The sequence below is a fragment of the Nocardiopsis sp. iso_237 genome (genome assembly GCF_056173345.1).
The window spans coordinates 5,330,620-5,352,017 of record NZ_CM149669.1; the positions used below are offsets into that span (position 1 = coordinate 5,330,620).

General features: G+C 68.6%; 22 protein-coding genes, 1 pseudogene and 2 CRISPR repeat arrays. Of the genes and pseudogenes, 11 read left to right on the forward strand and 12 right to left on the reverse strand.

The window, feature by feature from the left end; translation table 11 throughout:
• Positions 1–305 precede the first annotated feature (305 nt).
• Together AC0VYM_RS24010 and AC0VYM_RS24015 are read left to right on the forward strand one after the other, a co-directional pair.
• Complete coding sequence (locus AC0VYM_RS24010) at positions 306–2,975, forward strand: S8 family serine peptidase (RefSeq protein WP_475455814.1); 2,670 nt, start codon at positions 306–308, stop codon at positions 2,973–2,975.
• A 153-nt stretch (positions 2,976–3,128) separates the two neighbouring features.
• Positions 3,129–3,479 (forward strand): ribosomal protein L7/L12, encoded by a 351-nt coding sequence (locus tag AC0VYM_RS24015; RefSeq protein ID WP_475455816.1) that lies wholly within the window; start codon positions 3,129–3,131, stop codon positions 3,477–3,479.
• Between the two features lie 56 nt (positions 3,480–3,535).
• On the opposite strand, the gene AC0VYM_RS24020 is transcribed toward AC0VYM_RS24015, so the two are convergent.
• The 4 genes from AC0VYM_RS24020 to AC0VYM_RS24035 all read right to left on the reverse strand — a co-directional run bounded on the left by AC0VYM_RS24020 (position 3,536) and on the right by AC0VYM_RS24035 (position 4,996).
• Positions 3,536–3,700 carry a DUF397 domain-containing protein gene (locus AC0VYM_RS24020; RefSeq protein ID WP_475455818.1) on the reverse strand — a complete coding sequence of 55 codons (165 nt, stop codon included), beginning with the start codon at positions 3,698–3,700 and terminating at the stop codon, positions 3,536–3,538.
• Positions 3,660–3,863 (reverse strand): hypothetical protein, encoded by a 204-nt coding sequence (locus AC0VYM_RS24025; RefSeq protein WP_475463309.1) that lies wholly within the window; start codon positions 3,861–3,863, stop codon positions 3,660–3,662. The genes AC0VYM_RS24020 and AC0VYM_RS24025 overlap by 41 nt, the downstream gene beginning before the upstream one ends.
• 147 nt (positions 3,864–4,010) lie before the next feature.
• On the reverse strand, positions 4,011–4,187 hold the full coding sequence (locus tag AC0VYM_RS24030) for a DUF397 domain-containing protein (RefSeq protein ID WP_475455820.1): 177 nt from the start codon (positions 4,185–4,187) through the stop codon (positions 4,011–4,013).
• The gene (locus AC0VYM_RS24035) at positions 4,184–4,996 is read right to left on the reverse strand and encodes a helix-turn-helix domain-containing protein (RefSeq protein ID WP_475455822.1); all 813 of its coding nucleotides are present in this window, start codon (positions 4,994–4,996) and stop codon (positions 4,184–4,186) included. Before AC0VYM_RS24035 ends, AC0VYM_RS24030 begins: the two co-directional genes overlap by 4 nt.
• A 460-nt stretch (positions 4,997–5,456) precedes the next feature.
• On the opposite strand from AC0VYM_RS24035, the gene AC0VYM_RS24040 reads away from it, so the two are divergent.
• The 5 genes from AC0VYM_RS24040 to AC0VYM_RS24060 all read left to right on the forward strand — a co-directional run bounded on the left by AC0VYM_RS24040 (position 5,457) and on the right by AC0VYM_RS24060 (position 8,313).
• Positions 5,457–5,780, forward strand: coding sequence for an ATP-binding protein (locus AC0VYM_RS24040; protein WP_475455824.1), 324 nt, complete (start codon positions 5,457–5,459; stop codon positions 5,778–5,780).
• Positions 5,781–6,083: 303 nt separating this feature from the next.
• The gene (locus AC0VYM_RS24045; RefSeq protein ID WP_475455826.1) at positions 6,084–6,668 is read left to right on the forward strand and encodes an ATP-binding protein; all 585 of its coding nucleotides are present in this window, start codon (positions 6,084–6,086) and stop codon (positions 6,666–6,668) included.
• Positions 6,668–7,189, forward strand: a complete 522-nt coding sequence (locus tag AC0VYM_RS24050) for a hypothetical protein (protein WP_475455828.1) — start codon at positions 6,668–6,670, stop codon at positions 7,187–7,189. The genes AC0VYM_RS24045 and AC0VYM_RS24050 overlap by 1 nt, the downstream gene beginning before the upstream one ends.
• A gap of 99 nt (positions 7,190–7,288) precedes the next feature.
• Positions 7,289–7,828 carry an ATP-binding protein gene (locus tag AC0VYM_RS24055; RefSeq protein WP_475455830.1) on the forward strand — a complete coding sequence of 180 codons (540 nt, stop codon included), beginning with the start codon at positions 7,289–7,291 and terminating at the stop codon, positions 7,826–7,828.
• Between the two features lie 212 nt (positions 7,829–8,040).
• The gene (locus AC0VYM_RS24060) at positions 8,041–8,313 is read left to right on the forward strand and encodes a hypothetical protein (protein WP_475455832.1); all 273 of its coding nucleotides are present in this window, start codon (positions 8,041–8,043) and stop codon (positions 8,311–8,313) included.
• 722 nt (positions 8,314–9,035) lie between these two features.
• Here AC0VYM_RS24060 and AC0VYM_RS24065 read toward each other — a convergent pair.
• From AC0VYM_RS24065 to AC0VYM_RS24100, 8 genes and pseudogenes are all read right to left on the reverse strand, one after another.
• The gene (locus tag AC0VYM_RS24065) at positions 9,036–10,484 is read right to left on the reverse strand and encodes an amidohydrolase family protein (protein ID WP_475455834.1); all 1,449 of its coding nucleotides are present in this window, start codon (positions 10,482–10,484) and stop codon (positions 9,036–9,038) included.
• Positions 10,485–10,742: 258 nt separating this feature from the next.
• Positions 10,743–11,260: direct repeats of the CRISPR family, unit length 29 nt; unit sequence GGGTCCATCCCCGCGTGCGCGGGGAGCAG.
• 150 nt (positions 11,261–11,410) lie between these two features.
• Positions 11,411–11,560, reverse strand: a complete 150-nt coding sequence (locus tag AC0VYM_RS24070; RefSeq protein ID WP_475455836.1) for a hypothetical protein — start codon at positions 11,558–11,560, stop codon at positions 11,411–11,413.
• Between the two features lie 32 nt (positions 11,561–11,592).
• Positions 11,593–12,129, reverse strand: a complete 537-nt coding sequence (locus AC0VYM_RS24075; RefSeq protein ID WP_475455838.1) for an NUDIX hydrolase — start codon at positions 12,127–12,129, stop codon at positions 11,593–11,595.
• A 243-nt stretch (positions 12,130–12,372) separates the two neighbouring features.
• A CRISPR array of direct repeats spans positions 12,373–12,888; the repeat unit is 29 nt; unit sequence GGGTCCATCCCCGCGTGCGCGGGGAGCAG.
• Positions 12,889–13,040: 152 nt separating this feature from the next.
• Positions 13,041–13,427, reverse strand: coding sequence for a hypothetical protein (locus AC0VYM_RS24080; RefSeq protein ID WP_110049217.1), 387 nt, complete (start codon positions 13,425–13,427; stop codon positions 13,041–13,043).
• Between the two features lie 126 nt (positions 13,428–13,553).
• Entirely contained in the window at positions 13,554–17,099 is a 3,546-nt protein-coding gene (smc, locus tag AC0VYM_RS24085; RefSeq protein WP_475455840.1) for a chromosome segregation protein SMC, read from the reverse strand.
• 442 nt (positions 17,100–17,541) lie between these two features.
• Positions 17,542–17,733, reverse strand: a complete 192-nt coding sequence (locus tag AC0VYM_RS24090) for a hypothetical protein (RefSeq protein WP_049568596.1) — start codon at positions 17,731–17,733, stop codon at positions 17,542–17,544.
• A gap of 368 nt (positions 17,734–18,101) precedes the next feature.
• Positions 18,102–18,389 carry an acylphosphatase gene (locus AC0VYM_RS24095; RefSeq protein WP_475455842.1) on the reverse strand — a complete coding sequence of 96 codons (288 nt, stop codon included), beginning with the start codon at positions 18,387–18,389 and terminating at the stop codon, positions 18,102–18,104.
• A 128-nt stretch (positions 18,390–18,517) separates the two neighbouring features.
• Positions 18,518–18,673: pseudogene (locus tag AC0VYM_RS24100) on the reverse strand (zinc finger domain-containing protein); the annotation flags it as partial.
• Positions 18,674–18,691: 18 nt separating this feature from the next.
• Between AC0VYM_RS24100 and AC0VYM_RS24105 the strand changes: the two are divergent.
• The 4 genes from AC0VYM_RS24105 to AC0VYM_RS24120 all read left to right on the forward strand — a co-directional run bounded on the left by AC0VYM_RS24105 (position 18,692) and on the right by AC0VYM_RS24120 (position 21,306).
• Positions 18,692–18,865 (forward strand): hypothetical protein, encoded by a 174-nt coding sequence (locus AC0VYM_RS24105; RefSeq protein WP_475455844.1) that lies wholly within the window; start codon positions 18,692–18,694, stop codon positions 18,863–18,865.
• A 178-nt stretch (positions 18,866–19,043) separates the two neighbouring features.
• Positions 19,044–19,871, forward strand: a complete 828-nt coding sequence (locus tag AC0VYM_RS24110; RefSeq protein WP_475455846.1) for a hypothetical protein — start codon at positions 19,044–19,046, stop codon at positions 19,869–19,871.
• A complete protein-coding gene (locus AC0VYM_RS24115; protein ID WP_475455848.1) occupies positions 19,868–20,488 on the forward strand; it encodes a hypothetical protein in 621 nt (206 codons plus the stop codon). Before AC0VYM_RS24110 ends, AC0VYM_RS24115 begins: the two co-directional genes overlap by 4 nt.
• The gene (locus AC0VYM_RS24120) at positions 20,485–21,306 is read left to right on the forward strand and encodes a hypothetical protein (RefSeq protein ID WP_475455850.1); all 822 of its coding nucleotides are present in this window, start codon (positions 20,485–20,487) and stop codon (positions 21,304–21,306) included. Before AC0VYM_RS24115 ends, AC0VYM_RS24120 begins: the two co-directional genes overlap by 4 nt.
• Positions 21,307–21,398 lie beyond the last annotated feature (92 nt).

Here is a 21,398-nt window from a genome sequence, read left to right on the forward strand (position 1 = left end):
CGGCACCAAGTGTTACCGCCGGAATGTATGGCGCCCTTTCGCCCCACAAGCGCTTTATGTCCCCTTTATTAGGAGATGAGGCTCCAGAGGAACTTGAACCACATGAATCCATTGTGTGGCCATATTGATCCTCACAGCACATTGACACCTCTATCGCACGAGGCAATGATCTCGTTGCCATGCGCGTCGAATATCCGATCACGGACCACATGCGGCGTATCCCCCCGTGCGCGTTCCTCCGCACCCGGCGGGGTGCCGTTCCCCCTGTGTCCTGAGGCGCGCACGAGAAGGGATGTGTTGACAAGGTGGCACGCAACCTGTCACGTCTGGCTTCGATCGCCGGGCTGACACTGATCGCGGGACTCGCCGCGGTCACACCGGCAGGCGCCGACGAGGGTTCGGAACTCGCACCACTGCACCCGGCGCCCACCGCGGAGAACGGCGAACTGACCCACCAGGTCCAGGACCTGTGGTTCATCGAACTGGAGAGCCCTCCCACCGCCGAGGGAACGGCCTCCGCGCGCGTCGAGGACGAGCACGCCGAGTTCCGCGCCGAGGCCGACGAGTTCGGTCTCCAGTACACCGAGCGGCTGTCCTTCAACGAACTGTGGAACGGCCTGTCCGTGGAGATGGACGACGCCCAGGTGAGCACGGCCCGGGAGATCCCCGGCGTCGCCGCCGTCCACCCGGTCGTCCGCCACGAGCTCCCCGACCACGACGAGAGCTCACCCGACATGGACACCGCGCTCGGCATGACCGGGGCGGACATCGCGCAGAGCGAGCTCGGACTGACCGGTGAGGGCCTGCGCGTGGCCGTCATGGACACCGGTGTCGACTACACCCACCCCGACCTCGGTGGGCCGGGCGGCTTCCCGTCCGAGCGCGTGGTCGCCGGACACGACTTCGTCGGCGACGACTTCAACGCGAGCGTCCCGGCGAAGAACAACCCCGTCCCCGACGACGACCCGCAGGACTGCAACGGCCACGGCACCCACGTCGCGGGCATCATCGGCGCCCAGGGCGAGGTCACCGGCGTCGCGCCCGACGTCGTCTTCGGCGCCTACAAGGTGTTCGGCTGCACGGGCTCCACCACCTCCGACATCATGATCGCCGCCATGGAGCAGGCGCTCGCGGACGACATGGACGTGCTCAACATGAGCGTGGGGTCGGCCCACTCCTGGCCGCAGTACCCCACCGCCGTCGCCTCGGACAACCTGGTCGACGAGGGCATGGTGGTCGTGGCCTCCATCGGCAACGAGGGCGCCTCCGGCCTCTACTCCGCCGGGGCCCCCGGTCTGGGCGCCGACGTGATCGGTGTCGCCGCCTACGACAACACCCACATCCGCGCGGACGCCGCCGAGGTCACCCAGAGCGGCGAGACCGTCGCCTACATGGAGATGGACGACGCGACTCCGCCGCCCGCCTCCGGTGAGACCGACGAGCTCGTGTACGTCGGCCGTGGCTGTCTCGCTGCGGGCGACGAGCTGGAGGGCGACCCCGAGGGTCGGACGGCGCTCATGGTCCGGGGCGAGTGCGCCTTCAGTGAGAAGTACGACGCCGCGCTGGCAGCGGGTGCCACCGGCGTCGTGGTCCACAACAACCTGCCCGGCATGTTCGCGGGCGGCGGCATCGTCGACCAGGGCGCGTTCGCGGTGGGCGTCTCCGACGAGGCCGGGGCGCACCTGCGCGAACTCCTGGAGGGCGGCGAGCCCGTCACCCTCACCTGGACCGGCGAGGAGACCACGATCCCCAACCCGACCGGGGGTCTGATCAGCAGCTTCAGCTCCTACGGCATGTCGGCCGACCTGGACATCAAGCCGGACCTGGGCGCGCCCGGCGGCCTGATCAACTCCACGTACCCGATGGCCAAGGGCGGCTACGCCACCATCAGCGGCACCTCGATGTCCTCCCCGCACGTCGCGGGCGGCGTCGCCCTGCTGCTGGAGGCCCGTCCGGACCTGGCCGCGCACGACGTGCGCGACGTCCTCCAGAACACCGCCGACCCCACCGCCTGGTGGGGCAACCCGGACCTGGGGATCCTGGACAATGTCCACCGCCAGGGCGCGGGCATGCTCGACGTCCCGGGTTCGGTCCTGACCACCACCGGCCTGTCCCCCGCGAAGCTGCCCCTGGGCGCCACCGAGGGGCCGGTCACCGAGACCGTGACCGTCACCAACCACGGCGACGAGGAGGCGACGTACGAGATCGCGCACACCCCGGCGCTGGGCACGCACGGCGACACCTTCGCCCCGTCCTTCAACGACTCCTACGCCAGGGCCGATCTCAGCGAGGACAAGGTGACCCTGGCTCCCGGCGAGTCCGCCGAGGTCGAGGTGACCGTCACGCCGCCCGCGCGTGAGTACGCGCAGATGCTCTACGGCGGCTACGTCGAGGTCACCGAGGTGGGTGGCGCGGCGGAGACCGGCACCGTCCGTGTTCCGTACGCCGCCTACAACGGCGACTACCAGGAGATCGAGGCGATGACCCCGATCACCGACGCCAACGGGAACGTGCACGAGCTGCCGTGGCTGACCCGCATCTCCCAGTGCGAGGTCTTCACCGGCCTGGAGTGCGCGGACAGTGGGGGCGGTACCTTCCGGAACCAGCCGGACGGCGCCACCTTCTCGATGGACTGGGTGGACGGTCTGCCGGACGTGCCGTACGTGATCGCGCACTTCGACCACCACGTCACCCGGCTGGAGATGACCGTCGTCGACGAGCGCACCGGCCGCCCGGTCCACCCGGACCGCAACCTGGCGGTCGGCGTCGACCACGTCAACCGCAGCGCCACCAGCACCGCCTTCTTCAGCTACGTCTGGGACGGCACCGTGGTGGACTCGCGGAACCGGGTGACCGACGTCCGTGACGGGGACTACCGTCTGCGGGCCAAGGCGCTGAAGGCGCTCGGTGACCCGGAGAACCCGGACCACTGGGAGACCTGGACCTCCCCGGTCATCACCATCGACCGGGGCTGATCCAGCCTGGTGAACGTCGCGGGGCCGTCTCCCTTGGGGGGCGGCCCCGTCCGTGTGCTGGTGCGGGGTAAGGGCGGGTCACCGGCCGGGCGTACACTGCGGGACCTGGACGGATCGCCCCGTTTCTCCCGCTCTGAAAGGACCCACCGACCCATGGCCGGATTCTTCGACCGCTTCCGCAATCCCGAGCCGGAGCCCGTACGCGCGGAGCTCACCCGGGAGGGGTACGAGGAGGTGCTGGATCTCCTGAGGACCGACAACAAGATCCTGGCCATCAAGCGGATCCGGGAGCTCACGGGCATGGGGCTGCTGGAGGCCAAGAACCTCTCCGAGGCCATTGAAGCGGGGCGGTGGGCGCCCGCTCCGGACCGGAGCCTGGCCGACCGGGTGCGTGAACTCGTAGCGCAGGACCGTGTGGCGGACGCGGTTCGGATGGTCGCACAGGAGACCGGGATGACCGAGGACGAGGCGTCCCGGTTCATCGGAAGCCTCGACCAGGGCTAGTGGACTGATCGCGGAGGTTGTTGCCCCCGGCCGGTACGACGCGAGTCTGCCTCGTCTTAGAGGCGCACGGCCGCCACGAACGCCTCCCACTCACGAGCAGACACGTGCAGGCTGCCCAGGTGTCGATGCTGGGTGTCCCGCACACAGGTTTTGGCGCCTTCCGACACCTCTACGCAGTTCTCACCAGCAGTGCTGTACGAAGACTTGCGCCACTCTGTCATCGGGATCCTCCGCTTTCTTCCTTAGGTCCAGCTGTGCGCTCAGGAAGCGACCTCCGGACCGCATCTCACCCAACAGCGTCGACATCTCCAACGCCACATCCACGATCTCATCCCCTCGGGGTCTCTCCAGAAAAGAGCTTCTCCGCAGGTAGTCGAGCGTCATGAACCAGAGCGGAGGATGGGGCCATTGTGGCAAAAGCTTCCTCAGGTCTTTGGTCCTGGAGTTGCCCTTCCTCTACAGGTAGCCTGAACAGGCACAACATAAATCGGACCCCGCCAATAGGCCTGGCGGGGTCCGGTTCATTTGGCTTTAGAGGCGCACGGCCTCCACGAACGCCTTCCACTCAGCGGCGGACGCATCGATGTGACCCAAGTGGCGATGCTGAGTATCGCGCACCGCAGCGCCCTGTTCGGTGGAACGAGCCTCCACGCAGTCGCCGCCCGTGCCGTTGCTGTAGCTGGACTTCTTCCAATCCTCGGTCATCATGTGATGCTGCCTCGAATCTCTTTCATTTTGATGCGGGACTCCGGCGCTGGCAGGGCCACGCTGCGAAGTTCCGCAAAAGTTCGGTCGTAGCTTCCCACAAGGTCTGGCTGCTTCAGTACGAACCCCGTCTCCTGAGACTCGACGTAGGCGAAGGTGCCCGACTCAGGAACCTCCATCAGCGTAAACGACCCGCCGAGACCCGCATGGTTCTCCGCCTTCAGCGGCACGACCTGGAGGCGGAGCCGAGGTCGATAGGACAACTCGATGAGGTGGTCGATCTGAGCCGCCATCACGCCACGATTCTGGAACTCTCGGAGCAGGACCGACTCGTCGAGGAGCGCGGTGAAGGCAGGCGGATGTTCCTTGGACAGGATCTCCTGCCGAAGTTTCCGAGCCTGGACGGTCTGCTCGATGCTCTTCGGTTCGGCTTTGGGCCGGGCGATGACGCTGACCACCCTCACGTACTCCTCGACTTGGAGGAGTCCAGGCACCAAACCCAGCGAGTACTGACGGATCTCTATCGCGGTGTGTTCTGACTCAGCAACTTCTCGGAAGTAGGCGCTGGTCCCACCGTCACCGAACGCAGCATCCCAGGCTCCGAGGAGCACCCCACGGGCGGCAAGAGCCGCGTCCAACTGGGAGACATTCTCCCGTCGCGTCCCCTTCTTCCCCAGTTCCATATCGCTGATCGTGCTCTGACCGACGGTGGACATGGCTGATAGCTCCTGCTGCGTCATGCCCGTGTTTCCGCGCAGCTGCTTGAGCAATCGGCCAAAACGGGCAAGGGAGCCCGCCTCAGTACTGCCCATCACATCGCCCTCTCCATGAGATATCTGTCGCTATGGCTGAACAAAGATTCTCTACCGATCCTAGCGATATGCCTGGACCCATAGGAGACGCCATTGGCAAGGTCTGTGGTGAGGCCGCAACAGAGCGGAACTCAGCGGCTCCAGCTAAATAGCCCTTTTCTAGTCAAATGTGGGGATTCTTAGCTGATCGTTCGCCCCCACGATCGTCACGACTCATAGGTCGATGCCCCCAGGACACGAAAACCCTGATGGCGGATGTCGAGAGTGACCACCCGAAGCCAAGACCCACCCCGAAGCACCCGAGGTGAGACAGATGCGGGCTACCCAGAACCACTCCAGGACACCAAACACCTCTTTCGGGCGCTATCCCCGCGCTCTCCGGTTCTCCGAACCCGCACGCCACGGCATCCTGCTCGGACCCACCCGCGAGTACCGAGCCCTTTCCTCCTGGTGTCGGAACATGCTCCCCGTTCAGGGGACCCGGTTGGCCCGCATCACGCGCATCCTCGTCACCAACTCCCACCAGCACTCCCGGTCGGGCCTGCCTGGCGGAACCGTCCGCGTGGTCATGGACCAGTCCCGACCGCTACTCCCCCACCTCTACGTCACGGATCAAGGACCGCGAGACACCGACCGGCCGCAGTACCCGCAGCTCAACCCCCGAGAAAGCGCCTCCGGCCTAGCGGTCCTCAACCGCCTCGCCCTGTCCTGGACGCCCTCCTGGACCTGGGACGGCAACCGCATCCAGCAGACCACCGTCGAGGTTGTCCTCGACCTCAGCTGACCCACCACCCTCACCTCCCGCCACACAGGGGAGCCGAACCGGATTTCCCGGCGGGAACTCCCGCCCCTCACACCTCGCGTCGCCAACCCACAACACACCCTCAACAGAGAACTGGACGAAAATGAGCACTGACCGCCTGCCGCCTCGACCTGGGTGGTTCACCCGAGTACCCACCAACCCCCGCTGCACCACTGCTCGTTCCCGTGGTCCGCTGATCCCCGCGCCCCGAAGGCCGATCGAGTCCGCCCCCATGCAGGTCCTGTGTGCCCTCCTGTCTGGGCTGCGACGGTTGGCGGTGGCCACGTGAGCGTGTTCTCCCCAGAACTGACCCACCGCGAGGCCATGGTCCCCCTCGCCAGCTTCATCAAGCCCTTCCACGCCCACTACTTCTCCCGCACCGTGGGCACCCCATTCCGCAAACGCAAGTACGCCTTCGCCGGACTCCCCAGTCTCATGCCCCTGGTCCGCGCGTTCCTGGACACCAGCGCCGCCGAACGCTCGACCGACTACCGATACCTGTTCACCCTCCTGGGCTCGGAGCTGGCCAACAACGCGATCGCGCACTCGCTCTCCAGCGAACACGGCCAGACCTACTCACTCACCGTCGACCGAGGCGCGACCGGCATGACGCTGACCTGCCAGGACCAGGGCACCCGGCACCCCATGGCCCCCGGGCCACTCACCGCTACCGACCTCGCCACCCTGGCCCCCGACGCGGGTCCGGGCAGCGGCCAGGGGATCGGGTTGGGGCTGGTCAACGCCCTCGCGGACCGGTGGGGAGACAACGGCAACCCGAAATTCCGACAGGTCTGGTTCCACCTCTCCTACGACCTCACCCACAACCCCTGGAACCACATCAACACCGAAGCGAACGAGGTGGAGTGCTGATGTTGGACATCGACACCCGGGACCTGCTGGCCGTGGCCGAGGACGCCCTGACCGCCCCCGCCCATCTGACCCCGGCGCAGGTGGACGTGTGGCACAACCACACCCTGCGCAACCGCATCCCCCTGGTCCTGGAAGCCCTACGGATCGCGCGGGAGGAGAGCGATGGGGAACTGGCGGTCCGGTTGATCGACCAGGCCATCCACGACCACCCCGCACCCACCCGGGTACCCGGCAACAGGCCCGTAGCGGGCAAGATTCCGAAGCTGAACAACCCCCAACCGGAGTCGCTGCCGATCCCTGAACACGTGCTCTGCGCCCTGCTCCACAAGCACTGGAACATGACCGTCGAGGGCCAAGTCCCCAACGAGACCTTCGTGGCCCGCCGCCCCCTCGGGTGGACCGGTGACGGGGACCCTTACGAACGCATCACCGCACCCGACCGCACCGAACTCCTGCGGCTACTCGCCCACCGCCACCTCGGTGTTCACAGGAGTGACCCGGAACCTCCGCCCGCTGCCTGAGAGGCCCCGAAGCCAGTCCAAGAAAAAGCTCTGGCGGGTGAGCCAACACCCCCAGAGCAGGCCGACACCCCAACCCCTTGCAGAGAAGAGATTGCCGACATGGCCATTGTGCCGCACACCCCTGCCCTCAACCACACGAACAGCCCACCCTCCGAGTACCGGTGGGAGTGCCGCGTCTACCCCGGACAGCTCTCCCAGACCAGCCGGGTCCGAGCGGACCTGGACGCCGACCTCCACGATCTGCTCTCCCCCACCGCCGAGGTGAAGGAGGAGATGGTGTTGTGCGTGAGCGAGATGTTTGCCAACGCCTGCGAACACTCCCGCTCCGGACAGGACCCCGACGGCAGGGTGGTCCGGACCCTGGACAGGCCCAGGGTGGGAACGGCCCGGATCTCGATCATCGACGACGGCACCCGAACCGACACCACCACTGACAGCGCTCCGAGGGTTCCGCGCCGTCGCACGAAGCGGGACTGGACTGAGGCCGAACGCGGCCGGGGCCTGCTCATACTCGGCCACCTCGCCACCCGGTGGGGGTTCCGCCCCGTGCTGGACTTCCCGTTCTGCGCCGGGCTCGGCACCGTCATCTGGGCCGAGTTCACCCTGCCCGCCCTGGTCGCTGGCAGGTGCGCCCGATGACCGGTCATCAGGTCAGCGCCGGAGTCCGGTCCGTCCTGGCCTCACCCCGAGGCCACCGCTTCCCCCGCCCAGCACGCCCACAGCGGACCGCGCCGTCCCGAGTCGTTCCGGCAACGTCTCCCCGCGCGAAGTCGCCCCAGATCGAATGGGCTCACACGGGGCTGCCCTGGTCCGAGTCACACCAGGCCCGTCAGGAACGCCTCCTGCGCCAGATGCAGGGCAATCCCCGGGTGGCCTACATGCTCGAACACGGACCCCTCCCGCACTGGGTGCACGTCGCCCGCCAACAGCGCGAACGGAAGGCACGGGAGGCCGCCATGCCCCGGGCTGAGCCGAAAGCAGCCGTCCCCCGAGGCCGCCACCGCGCACCCCGCCCCTGGTGGGGATGGCCCGCCACCGCGTTAAGCTCCGCGCTCCTCTTGGGCCTGACCACCCTGGAGATCCTGGGGCAGCCCCTCACCCACAACATCGGCCTCCCGACCTGAACCACCAAGCGAACGCGGGGCCCGGCAGACGTCGGGCCCCACCCATCCCCGCGTGCGCGGGGAGCAGCACTGGTCGACCGAGGGCGCGACGGTGGTCGCGGGTCCATCCCCGCGTGCGCGGGGAGCAGCTGGCCCTGGTCGAGCAGGTGCGGCCCGAGGAGGGTCCATCCCCGCGTGCGCGGGGAGCAGTCTCATTGACCTGCACGTTTGTCAGCGGAAAGACGCCAAATCTGCAAGTTGTTGAGAAACAGACATTTCACCCATCCTCGTGGCGATCTCCTTTGCTCTTTCTACCGCCCACCCGGCGCTCACGGCTACTCCGTTCCGCAATCAGCGTCCACATAAGCGTCGGCTGGGACAACGTCACCTGCACCGCAGAACCGGCTAGAGCTGAGCGCCGATGACCGTTCTATGACTTGAGTTGCTGTGGCGGGAATCCTCTACGGCAGACCCGCTCATAACCCCAGCCGTGGACGGGCCCGCTCACCGCGTGGCCCTTGGGGTGTTTCGTTCCACTCAGGGCAGTGTGGGTGGATGGTGTTCTGCGCACCGCGTGGGTTCAAGCGCTCGTGGGTTGGGGGCCTCCGCTCGTCCTCAGGCAGGACGCCACCGACCCTCCGGCCCTGATCGCCCGGGGGTTCCGGCGAAAAACGGTCACGAGCCGGGACGGGCAGTCTCCACCGGGACCTCCAGCGGGGGCTGCCCGTCCCGGGCTCGCGGATTCAGCCACCGTGGGTGGAGGCGCTCTTGTAGTCGGTGTAGGAGTAGGGGTTGTCGAGCAGGGTGGGCTCGGGCACGTCGGGGTTCATGCCCTTGACCCACTCCTCGTCGCCGAGTGCGCCCCGCAGGTGGTCCAGGGTCGACTCCACGTTCCGGCGGATCGTGCCCAGGTCGACACCGACCAGGCGGTGCTCGTGCTTGACGACCCTGCCGTCGACCAGGACCGTGTGCACGTCACCGCGCTGAGCCTGAAAGACCACGTGGCCGTAGGGGTTGAGCAGCGGGAACGAGACCGGGGAGTGCTCGTTCTTGATCAGCACCAGGTCGGCCTTGGCCCCGGGGCGCACCCGACCCAGGTCGGCGCGGCCCAGCGCGTCGGCGCCACCGCGAGTCGCCCACTCCACGACCTGGTCCGCGCGCAGGGACGCGTGCGTGACCGTCTCCCCGCGTGCGTGCGCCTCCAGGTGCTCGCGGGAACGGTCGGCGCCCAGGGTGGTGCGCATGGCCGAGAACAGATCGCCGCTCCACCAGGCGCTGGAATCCATCGACAGCGACACCGGAATGCCGTGTTCGCGCAGCCTCCAGGTGGGTGGATAGCCCTGCCCGGCGCTCTGCTCGCTCTCGGTGGAGACCGAGACGCTGCCGCCGGTCGCAGCGATGCGGTGGTAGGAGTCGGTGGACAGCGAGGCGGCGTGCACGTACACCGTCTCCGGTGTCATGAACCCGTGCTCGTGCATGAGCCTGATGGAGTCGTCGCCGGTGGCGCCCCACACGCCCGCGTGCGTGGTCACCGGCAACCCCAGTTCACGGGCCACCTCGAACGCGCGCTTCTCGGGGAAGTCCGGGTCGCCGGTGACGTCGAAGGCGATCTGGACGTCGAGCATGTCGCGGTCCCCGTCGAAGCGGCGGCGCACGAAGTCACGGAAGGCCGGGTCGGTGGCCCACTCGCCGGGCTGGGCCTGGATGTTGCCGTAGGCCAGGACGAACCGGCCCGGAACCGATTTCAGGGCGTCCACGGCCGCGTCGGCGTGGTCGACCGTGCTCAGTCCGTGCGACCAGTCCACGACCGTGGTCACCCCGGCATCGAGGGCCTCGGCCCCGGCCAGTGCGTTGCCCGCGTGCACGTCCTCAGGGCGGAAGAGCTTGCCACCCTCCAGGTAGTACCAGACGAAGTACTGGGTCAGGGTCCAGTCGGCCCCGTAACCGCGCATCGCGGTCTGCCACATGTGGCGGTGGGTGTCGACCATTCCCGGCATGACGATGCCGTCGGTGGCGTCGACGACCGCGGCACCGTCGGGCACGGCCAGGTCGCGGCCGACCCGCGCGACGCGGTCGTCGACCACGAGCACGTCGGTGTCGGGCAGAACGGTGCGGGCATCGTCCATCGGCAGCACCGTTCCGCCGCGCAGGACGACGGGGCGTCCGCGCTCGAACCGGGTGTTCTCACTCATCCGGGGAAGCTCCTCGGCGGGTTGTTCGACGTTCGGGCTATCTTTCCGTAGTCGAACGTATACGCGGCTTCAGGGCGTTTGGTGTCGAAATGCGCGCCCGTGCTCCCGGAGGCCGTTCCAAGGGGCCGCTGCGAACTCCCGGTGTCCTGGAATCAGTCTCAGCCTGGTTGCCGCGCGCGAACACACGCGCCTCGGCTGTTCCGCTCCCCGCGTGCGCGAGGAGCAGCCGGTGCCCTCCGCCACGAGCGCGGGCACGGCGGTCCGCTCCCCGCGTGCGCGAGGAGCAGCCACTCCGCGGTTAGCAGGACCGCGCCCAGGCGGGTCCATCCCCGCGTGCGCGGGGAGCAGCCCACCATTCGCGCGTTCCGCCGCAGCGGCACGGGTCCATCCCCGCGTGCGCGGGGAGCAGGGCGGCGACCCGGTGACCGGCCTCTCGGACCTGGGTCCATCCCCGCGTGCGCGGGGAGCAGGGCCCGGATGTGGGGAGGCTGCTGGGTCATCAGGGTCCATCCCCGCGTGCGCGGGGAGCAGGCTGTCGTGATCGTCGCCGTGTTCGCGGGGATGGGTCCATCCCCGCGTGCGCGGGGAGCAGGCCTTTCCCGCAGTAGACGGCGATGATCTTGGGGGTCCATCCCCGCGTGCGCGGGGAGCAGGCCAGCGCGGCGTTGACCGCGCCCTCGGCGCTGGGTCCATCCCCGCGTGCGCGGGGAGCAGCAGCCTCATGTCCGTTGTCCGCAGCTCAGCTTGGGTCCATCCCCGCGTGCGCGGGGAGCAGGCTCACTGACCTGCACGTTTGTCAGCGGAAAGAGGCCAAATCTGCAAGTTGTTGAGAAACAGACAATTCACCCATACTCGCCACGAACTCCTCTGTTCTATCCGCCGCCGTCCGACGCGTACAGCCACCCCGTTCCCCAATCATAGGTCCGCTAGGAATCCCCGTCCTTCGCCCCGGGGAGCTTCACGAGGGCGTAGCCGAAGCACAGGCTGGAGGGCAGGCCCAGCGCCAACGACAGGATGGCAAGACTGTCCGCTTCGATCTCCAGATACGCGGGGGTCCGCGGCCAGGAATGGGCCATCCTCTACGTGAAACGCCGGTTCCGCGTCGCGGTCACCGCTCGATAACTTCGGTTGCGTAAAGGTAAAGGAGCGCGTTCATGGAGGTGCCGCTGACGAGTTCGCGTTTACTCACCAGATCCGGGATTCGCTCGACCGGTGCCCAGTCCAGGCGTTCGGCTTCCCAGTCCTCTTCGGGTTCACCGATGTACTCAGCTCTGTCAGCCACGAAGATGTGGTGCTCGCTGTCGGAGAGTCCGCTCGAGGGCTGGGTGTACAGCAGCGGACGCAAAGGGCCCGGACGCCATCCGGTCTCCTCCTCGACCTCGCGCGCGGCAGCATCCTTGGGGAGCTCACCTTCCTTGATGCCTCCGATGGGGATCTCGTAGCCCCAGGTGTCGGTGATGAAGCGATGGCGCCACATGAGCAAGACGTTCCCCTGCCCATCGAGTACAGCCGCTCCGGCACCAGGAGCCGAGCGGATGACCCGGTGAGACAGACGTCTGCCTCCTGTGATCTCCACGTCCGCAAGGCGAATGTCGAGCCACTGATCGGTGTAGAGGGGTTTCTCCGAGTGCACGGTCCAACGCATGCGTTGTCTCCCTGGAGGTCGCGGCCTGCAACCATCAGGCAATCACAGTTGCCGCGTGAGTCGTGCATCCGCGTGGCCTCCGCAATCAAGCTGAAGGAAGGATAGAACGCCAAGGACATCGGCGTCATCGTTGGCCTTCGAGCACTCGCATCAGAGACCTTGACCGAGCAAGTACTTGGGCTAGGTGCCCCCCGCGTGCGCGGGGAGCAGTCGGGGCGGGGGGTGGCCCCTGGCGTACCGCATGGGTCCATCCCCGTGTGCGCGGGGAGCAGTCCATGCGGCTGAGCTGCCACTCTCCGAACGGGGGCCATCCCCGCGTGCGCGGGGAGCAGGACATGGGATTGACCGGTGTGTGGCCGTACCTGGGTCCATCCCCGCGTGCGCGGGGAGCAGGCTGTCTCGAACGAATGGGACCTGCTGCTCGTGGGTCCATCCCCGCGTGCGCGGGGAGCAGCCCGTATGCAACGTGAGGCAACTTCTGTCACTAGGTCCATCCCCGCGTGCGCGGGGAGCAGGCGGCGGTGCACCCGCGCCGGTGATGGGGCAGGGGTCCATCCCCGCGTGCGCGGGGAGCAGAAGGCATCATCGGCCTCCTTGGACGGCTCAGCGGGTCCATCCCCGCGTGCGCGGGGAGCAGGAACGCAGGATGGTCAGCAGGGCGAGCACCATGGGTCCATCCCCGCGTGCGCGGGGAGCAGTCGGGCAAGTCCGGTTTGATCGACGCCCTGGCGGGTCCATCCCCGCGTGCGCGGGGAGCAGTCTCACTGACCTGCACGTTTGTCAGCGGAAAGACGCCAAATCTGCAAGTTGTTGAGAAACAGACAATTCACCCATACTCGCCACGGTCATCTCAGCTCTTTCCACTGCCCGTACAACGCGTACAGCCACCCGTTCCCCAATCGTAGGCCCGATCAGGAATCCCCGTCCTTCGCTCTGGGGAGCTTCACGAGGGCGTAGGCGAAGCACAGGCTGGAGGGCAGGGCCAGCGCCAACGACAGGGCGGCGCGGCGCTTCTGCCGCTCCGAACAGGACGAGTCCACCCATTCCTGGCGAATCATCTGCTCGATGTCCTCGCCCCAGTCGCGGCGGTCGTCCCACAGGGCGGGCCCCACCCACACAACTGGGGAACAACGCACCCGGCCCTCCTCGCCCGGCGGCGGCTGCACCCGGTACGACGTACCCAGAAGCAGCATCATGGTGAAGACGCCGGTACCCCCGACCGCCACACTGGCGCGGACCGCGCCTGGGAAGTGGCGCATCCGCTGTCGGGCCCACAGCACGAGGGGGATGAAGAACACGGCGTCCGTTTCGACCTGAAGGTTGGGGTTGGTGCTGGCACTGCAACCGCCAGGCTAGGGCTCCGGCCCGTCCGAGGCCCGCGTCGGGACACCGTGGAGGCAGTGACCTCCGTCACCCGACCCCCGTCAGGCGGGGCGGTCGAGCTTCTGGCTGATGACCTGGGAGATTCCATCACCCTGCATGGTGACGCCGTACAGGGCGTCCGCCGCCTCCATGGTGCGCTTCTGGTGGGTGATCACGATCAGCTGCGACGACTCCCGCAGCTCCTCGAAGATCACCAGCAGGCGCTGGAGGTTGGTGTCGTCCAGGGCCGCCTCGACCTCGTCCATCACGTAGAACGGCGACGGACGGGCCTTGAAGATCGCCGCGAGGAAGGCCACGGCGGTCAAGGAACGCTCACCACCGGACAACAGGGACAGCCGCTTGACCTTCTTGCCGGGCGGCCGGGCCTCGACCTCGATACCCGTGGTGAGCATGTCCTCGGGAGTCGTCAGCACCAGACGGCCCTCACCGCCGGGGAACAGACGGCCGAAGATCGCCGCGAACTCCCGCTCCACGTCCAGGTAGGCCGAGGAGAACACCTCCTGCACCCGGGCGTCCACCTCCGCGACGATGTCCATCAGGTCCCGGCGGGTCTTCTTGAGATCCTCCAGCTGCGCGTTGAGGAAGGCGTGCCGCTCCTCCAGGGCGGCGAACTCCTCCAGCGCCAGCGGGTTGATCTTCCCGAGCTGGTTGAGCTGGCGCTCGGCCACCTTCAGCCGCTTGGCCTGCACCTCGCGGACATAGGGCAGCGGCACGGCGTGCTCGTCCGCGTCGGCCGCCGGGGGCACCGGCACGCGGGGGCCGTACTCCGCGATGAGAGTGGGCACGTCCACCCCCAGCTCCTCCAGCGCCTTGGTCTCCAGCTGCTCCAGACGCATCCGGCGCTCGGCGCGGGCCACCTCGCCGCTGTGCGCGGAGCTGGTCAGCTTCTCCAGCTCCACGGAGAGCTCGCGGACCCGGGCACGTACAGTTTTGAGCTCGCCGTCGCGGGCCTCGCGCTCGGCCTCGGCGGCCACGCGTTCGGTCTCGGCGGTGGCCAGGGACACGGCGATACGCTCCAGGGCCAGCCGAGCACTCTCCACCACGGCCTGGGCGACGGTGGCCTGGGCGGCCCGGCTGCGGCGGCGTTCGGCCTCGCGCTCCACCGCCCGGCGTTCCTCGGTGGCCTGGGCCAGCAGGGCGTCGGCGCGGCCCGCGATCGAACGGGCCCGCTCCTCGGCGGTGCGCACGGCCAGCCGCCGCTCCATCTCGGTGGCGCGGGCGCGGGAGGCCAGCGCGGAGAGTTCGTCGCGGTGGTCGGCGTCGGGCGACTCCTCCTCGACGGCGGCGGCGATCTCCTCGGCCTCCGCGAGCTCCTCCTCCAGACGCTCCAGCTTCTGCGCGTCCTCACCCCGCGAAGCCGCGGCCTTGGCGGCGGCCGCCGCGTAGCGCTCGGACTCGGCCTCGGCGGAACGGGCCTGGCCGCCCAGCTTGCCCAGCCGCTGGGCGGACTCGTTGCGCCTGCGGTCACCCTGGCGGCGCCGGGCGGTGACCTCCTCGGCGGCCTCCGCGATCTCGGCGCGCTCGCGCTTCTTCTCGTCCAGCTCCACGGCGACGCGCTTGGCGGCCTCGGTGGCGGCCTCCAGGCGTTCGGCGGCCTCGTCCACCGCGGCCTGGACCTCCAGGAGGCTGGGCGCGGCGGCGGTCCCGCCGTGGACCATGGCGGCGGCGAACACGTCGCCGTCCGGGGTGACCGCGCGCACCTGCGGTAGGGCGGACACCAGCTCGCGGGCGCCCGGGGCGTCGGCGGCCAGGGCCACCCGGTCCAGGAGCGCGGTCACCGCGTCGGACAGGTGCTCGGGGGCGGTGACGGCGTCGGCGGCGTAGCGGACGCCCCCGGGCAGGGACGGCCAGCTGGCGCGGTCGGCGGAGGGAACGGCTCGGGCGACGACGATCCCGGCCCGGCCCGCGTCCTCGGACTTGAGGAGTTCCAGGGCGGCGGCCGCACTGGCCTCGTCGCTGACGGCGACCGCACCCGCGGCCACCCCGAAGGCGGCGGCGACGGCGGTCTCGTGGCCCGGATCGACCTGGACGAGGGCGGCAAGACTGCCGAGCATGCCGGGCAGCCCGGCCTCCAGGAGAGTTCCGGCGCCGTCCTTGTGCGCCAGGCCCAGTTCGAGGGCCTCCTTGCGGGCGGCCAGCGCGGCGCGCTCGCCCTCGGCGGAGCGCTCGGTGTCACGGAGCTGGTTGAGCTCGGCGTCCACGGCGGACAGCTGGCGGGCGAACCGCTCCTGGGTCTCGTCGAGTTCGGCGTCCCCCTCGTCCAGTCCGGCGGCCTCCTCGGCGGCCATCTCGTACTCGGACTGAGCGGTCGCGGCCCGCTCGGCGGCCTGCTGGGCGGCCTCCTCCAGCCGGGTGATCTCGGCCTCGTTGGAGGTCAGGCGCCCGCGCAGCCCCTCCACGCGGGCGGCCAGCCGGACGATGCCCTCGCGGCGCTCCGCGGAGGCGCGGGAGGCGGCCTCCAGACGGCGCTCCTCACGGTGCAGGGCGTCCTCGGCGGCGGCGCGCTCGGTGACGCTGGTCTCCAGGACCTCGCGGGCCTCCTCCAGACGGGTCTGGAGCTCCTCCTCCTGGGCGGCGGCCTCCTCGGCCTCCATCTCCAGTTCCTCGGGATCGCGGCGCTGGACGACCTCGCCCTGGACGGCGACCAGGTTCTGGTGGCGCTCGGTCGCCAGCCCCCGGACGGCGTCGAGGCGTTCGGTGAGGCGGGACAGTGCGTGGTAGGTCTCGGTGGTCCGTGCCAGGGCGGGGGCGGCGGCGGTGGAGCGCTCCTCCAGCTCGGCTTCGCGCTCCTGGGCCTGGTTGAGGGCGGTCTCGGCGGCCCCGCGGCGGGTGCGGACCTCCTTCTCGTCCGCCTCCTCCTTGGACAGCTGCTCGGTGAGGGTGACGATGTCGTCCGCGAGCAGGCGCAGCCGGGCGTCGCGGAGGTCGGCCTGGATGACGGCGGCTCTGCGGGCGAGTTCGGCCTGGCGGCCCAGGGGCTTGAGCTGGCGGCGGAGCTCGGCGGTGAGGTCGGTGACGCGGTCCAGGTTGCCCTGCATCGCGTTGAGCTTGCGGATCGCCTTCTCTTTGCGCTTGCGGTGCTTGAGGATGCCCGCGGCCTCCTCGATGAGGGCGCGGCGTTCCTCGGGGCCGGCGTGCAGGACGGTGTCCAGCTGGCCCTGGCCGACGATGACGTGCATCTCGCGGCCGATGCCGGAGTCGCTGAGCAGGTCCTGGATGTCGAGCAGACGGCAGGTGTCGCCGTTGATCGCGTACTCCGAGCCGCCGTTGCGGAACATCGTCCGCTTGATGGTGACCTCGGTGTAGTCGATCGGCAGGGCGCCGTCGTTGTTGTCGATGGTGAGGCTGACCTCGGCGCGGCCCAGCGCCTGGCGGGTGGAGGTGCCCGCGAAGATCACGTCCTCCATCTTGCCGCCGCGCAGGGACTTGGCGCCCTGCTCGCCCATCACCCAGGAGAGGGCGTCGACGACGTTGGACTTGCCGGACCCGTTGGGTCCCACCACACAGGTGATGCCGGGCTCGAAGCGCAGGGTGGTGGCCGACGCGAACGACTTGAAGCCGCGCAGCGTCAGATTCTTGAGGTACACCCGCGCCTCCCACGACGGTCACCGTTGTCGCCACGGGCGGTCGCCACGGGGCCGACCTCAAGGGTGCCATGAAGCGGCGCGCGAAGTGCGGCGTTGGGGGCACCCGGGGGCGATGAGCTGCGACACCGTGACGTTTCCGACGGTGCCGACGCCCGAGAGGTGCCGGAAGGCGGGGATGTCCCGCGAACACGGAGGGTTGCGGGAGATTCCGCCGGGTACAACGGTAAAGGAAACCGCAAGGGAAGGGAAAGTGAGCGTGGTTTCGGGTTCCCGTTCGGCGCCGGAACGCATCCGGTACCGGCCGATCGGGCGTCGAGTCCTCGACTGTCCGGTGGAGATCCGGCCAGGGACGCCAGGAAGTGGCTTCGGCGTCCCCGTCAGTGGATCATCCTCCGTGTGTCGTCTCCGGGCCGTCGCGGACGGCCCTCACGACGTCACGGTGTCAGGCGAGCGCGGGCTCGCGGTCGGTCGCGCTGGAGGCGACGTCGGTGACGGCCATGCTGAGCTGGTCGTTCTTCGCCTGAAGACGGCTGATCTCGTCCTCGAGGTCGCGTACCCGCTTCTGAAGCCGTCGCATCTCCGAGACCATACGAGGGTCGGAGCCGCCGACGTGGCCAAACAGAGCCTTCGCCATGATGTGGGTCCTCCACACTGAGTGACCAGTTGGATGCGCGCATACGTGTCCCCGTGTGCACCTGTCGACCCGGTTACTCAGGGCCGCCGCCACGGGCGGAAGTTGCGCGGTGTGCCTTCCAGAGTCTCACTCCGCGCGCCGCTGGTCAAGATTGGATTACAACAGTCCGTAACGACCACACCCCAGGCCGAAACCACCCGGGCACGTGGCACCGCACGGTCAGAACGTGATCCACCCCCGGCGGTGTCGCCGGTACGCACGGCCTCGAACGGCTTGCGCGGTGGTCCCCGTGGATCCCGGCGCCCGTCTGCTGCCCGGTCGCGCCGCCCCACGGTCGTTGCTCGAACCGCGTTACCGTTCCAGCATACTCACCGCTCGACGAAACCGTCGAAGGAACCCCCGGGCGAAGCCCAGCGTTCGACCACGGAGTCCACTCTTCCGGGGGTTTCTCCACTTCTCAGGTGTCCCAGCAGCCTCTCGCAGCACTCCCGTGACCCCTCCGCGACGACCTCCACCCGGCCGTCGTCGAGGTTCGTGGCGGCACCGGTGAGACCGAGTTCCAACCCACGGGCCCGCGTCCACCAGCGGAAACCCACGCCCTGCACCCGGCCCCGTACCCACGCGGTCAGCCGGACCGGCTCTCCCTCTTGCCCCACGGCCCCGAACTCTCCCTTACCTCACGGAGACACTTTGCTCACCGACACGCCACGCGAGACCACAAAGGCACCAAAAAAGGGACGAAATATTACGTTCCGTGTCCCCTGGCGCACGACGACCGCCCGGCTCAGGCCCGCAGGACCCGCGGGGCCCGCTGACAGCTCGGGCAGCTGAACGAGGAGCGGTTCACGAACGCCTCGCGCACGATCAGCGTGCCACAGCGGCCGCACGGCCGGTCCCGCCACCCGTAGGCGATGAGCCCCCGCTCGAAGCAGCCTGACTCGACACGATGGACACGTCCATGCATCGCCAGCCGAACGAGCAGTCGACTGGCGAGAGCGAGCCGGTCCTCATCGCCGACGAGAGCAGCGAAGGCCTGGTCATCCTGCTGCCCGACTCCGACGGCTTCCACATCCGGCTGCACGAGGAAAGCCTCCGCTCCCCCGTCGACGTCGATCCCACCCCAGAAGTATGACCCGCTCCCCTACTGCCTGGACGTCTCCCCGAAAAGCCAGATGTGATGGGTATCACCAGACATGGGACAATGCGGAAACGAGAGAAGGGACGTCGCATCCCGGCTCACCGCACATGCGCATCGGTACGACAGACAACTGCATTCGTGGCGACCCTGACCGGAAGAGAAAGAAGGCGGCATGGACCAGAGCAGGAGGGTTGACACGTCTTCCGGTCATCCATCCGCGATCTGCGCGAGCGTTCCGGCGTCGCCGTGTCCGCGGATCCCCCGCCCTGACGACGTCCCGCAGCCGGAGTCGGTCGAAGAAGTGACCGCATGGGCGGGCAGCGAGGATTCGCGCCGCGTCGAACTCGTCTACGCGCCGGTGTTCTGGGTACTGCTCGCCCTCGCCGGGCTCGGGTTCCTGATCCAGCAGACGGTCGCGGATCCGACGGGCGCGGGCTGGAACATCACGATCAACGGTGAGAGCCACGACTCCTGGCCCGGGTGGGTGCCGTGGCTCGCGTGGATCGGCGTCGGCATGTGGCTGCTCGTCGCTGTCTGCGTGCTTGTCCTGCGGTTGAGCATTCAGCGGGACCTGCGTGTCGAGAACGAGCGGATCTTCGAGAGCGGGATCGCGCACTCGATCCACCGGGCGTCCCTCGACTATGACGGTGAAGCGAGCTGGGCCACCTACATCGCCCTCGACCACCGCATCGACGACCAGCGGGCCGCGCGGATCCACGCCGCGTTCGAGCAGTGGCTCGCGCGGGCGGGCTTGCCTCCCGCAGGCTCGGGTCCGATCTCCTCAAGCACGTTGTTCGGTGCTGAGGCCGCGGGCGGCTACTTCCTCCTCCACCTCCCCGTCTCCGCGACCGCCGGCGCGACCGCCGATCACGCGTGGATGCTCATCACCGAGCCGCAGGATGGTGACGGCGACGTGATCGTCACACCGGTCCCCGTGCCGAAGAAGCTCGAAAGGACTCGTCGCAGACTCCGCCGGAAAGCGGGAGGGAGCACGCCATGATCACACGTGAGATCACCGTCTCGCTACAGTCCCTGTTCACGACCGACGAGCAGACCCGGGGATGGATGGCCGCGGCGCGCACACCCGAGACTCGCGCACGAATCCGGCGCTGGTCGAAGGTCGAGACCCTCGGCATGACGACGATCCTGGTGGGCATCGCGCTCATCGTCCTGGCATCGTTCGCGTCGATCGCGGTGGCCGTCTGGTCCAGTGCCACTGACAACAACCGCCCGGACCCGTACTGGTGGATCTGGGGCGTCGCGATCGGCGTGACCGCGTGCGGGACCGTCGCGGACCTGATCGCCACTCGGCGGCGCGAGGAAGCCTGCTTCGCCGACGGCTGGGTGACCGTGGGGACACTGGATCGGGCGATCGAACATCCCGGCAGCGGCGAGGACAAGACCTGGTACGACCTCCGGATCAGTGCCGAGCTCCCGAACGGGGCAACGCTGCGCCGTCGATTGCACGTCGAGGGGGAAGGGTTCGAGCGTCACGTCGGGGACCGCATGCGGTTTCTCCACAACACGCTCGACCCCGAGGAGGTCGACGACGTGCGCTTCGCCGGTTGGCCCGACAGGAAGAAGCGGCGCTCGCAGCGCGGAAAGGACAGGCGTTGAGCAAGCGAGCCAGGATCACCTCCTCCGAGCACACCGTCGTCTACGGCGAAGACGACAAGGTGCCGTTCTGGCTCGAACATCTCATCGCACTCATCGTGATCGGCTCCATCGTCATCGTCGGCGGCATGGTGGTGCTGTCACTGAGCGACTGGGGTCGGTTGACGATGGTGTGGCTCGGACTCGGGCTCGGCCTGGTCATGACCGTCTGGCTCGCCATCGACCCGTGGCGCAGCCTCCGCGCGGGTGAGCCCGCAGCGGTGTGGGTGGGGGAAGCGCTCACCGCGTTCGGGTGGAGCGCCATGACCATCTCACTGGCAGCGGGCATCCCCTACGTCTTCTGGCTCGGCCCGGGCACCCTTCCCGAGTGGTCCTTCGCCGTCCCTGGCGTCGGAGCAGTGGTCTTCACGGCGATCGCGGCCCTCGGAATGCGGCTACAGACGAGACAGCCGCTCCCGGCACTGGACCGGACGCCACGGTCGGCGCGGGTGACGCTCAACACTGAGGACTCCGAGGGCAGGCAGGGCATCACTGTGCGCTACCGGGGCGCCGACGGCGAGAAGCACGACGCGGAGCTGGCCGACCTCATCGACGACTCCTGGCTGGGCGAGTTCACGCCGGGCACGACCTGGCAGGTCTACGCCTTCCGCGACCCGAGACTCGCGAACTCCGTCGTCTTCCTCACCGAGGCGCACGACGATGTCTGGCGCGACGGCTACAAGCTCGACGGCGTCCGACTCGGAGGCGAAAGCGGTCCGGTCACACCAGGGCCGGGATCGCCGTTCCTCCGTGAAGACTCGAAACGGAGGTTCGAGCCCTGATCGCGCAGCAGCGCCGAGAGGAGGGCGAGTTCGCGGACGGACGCCTCTTCCTGGGCCGGGTCGTCGAGACCGTCGCCCTCCCACAGGACGCC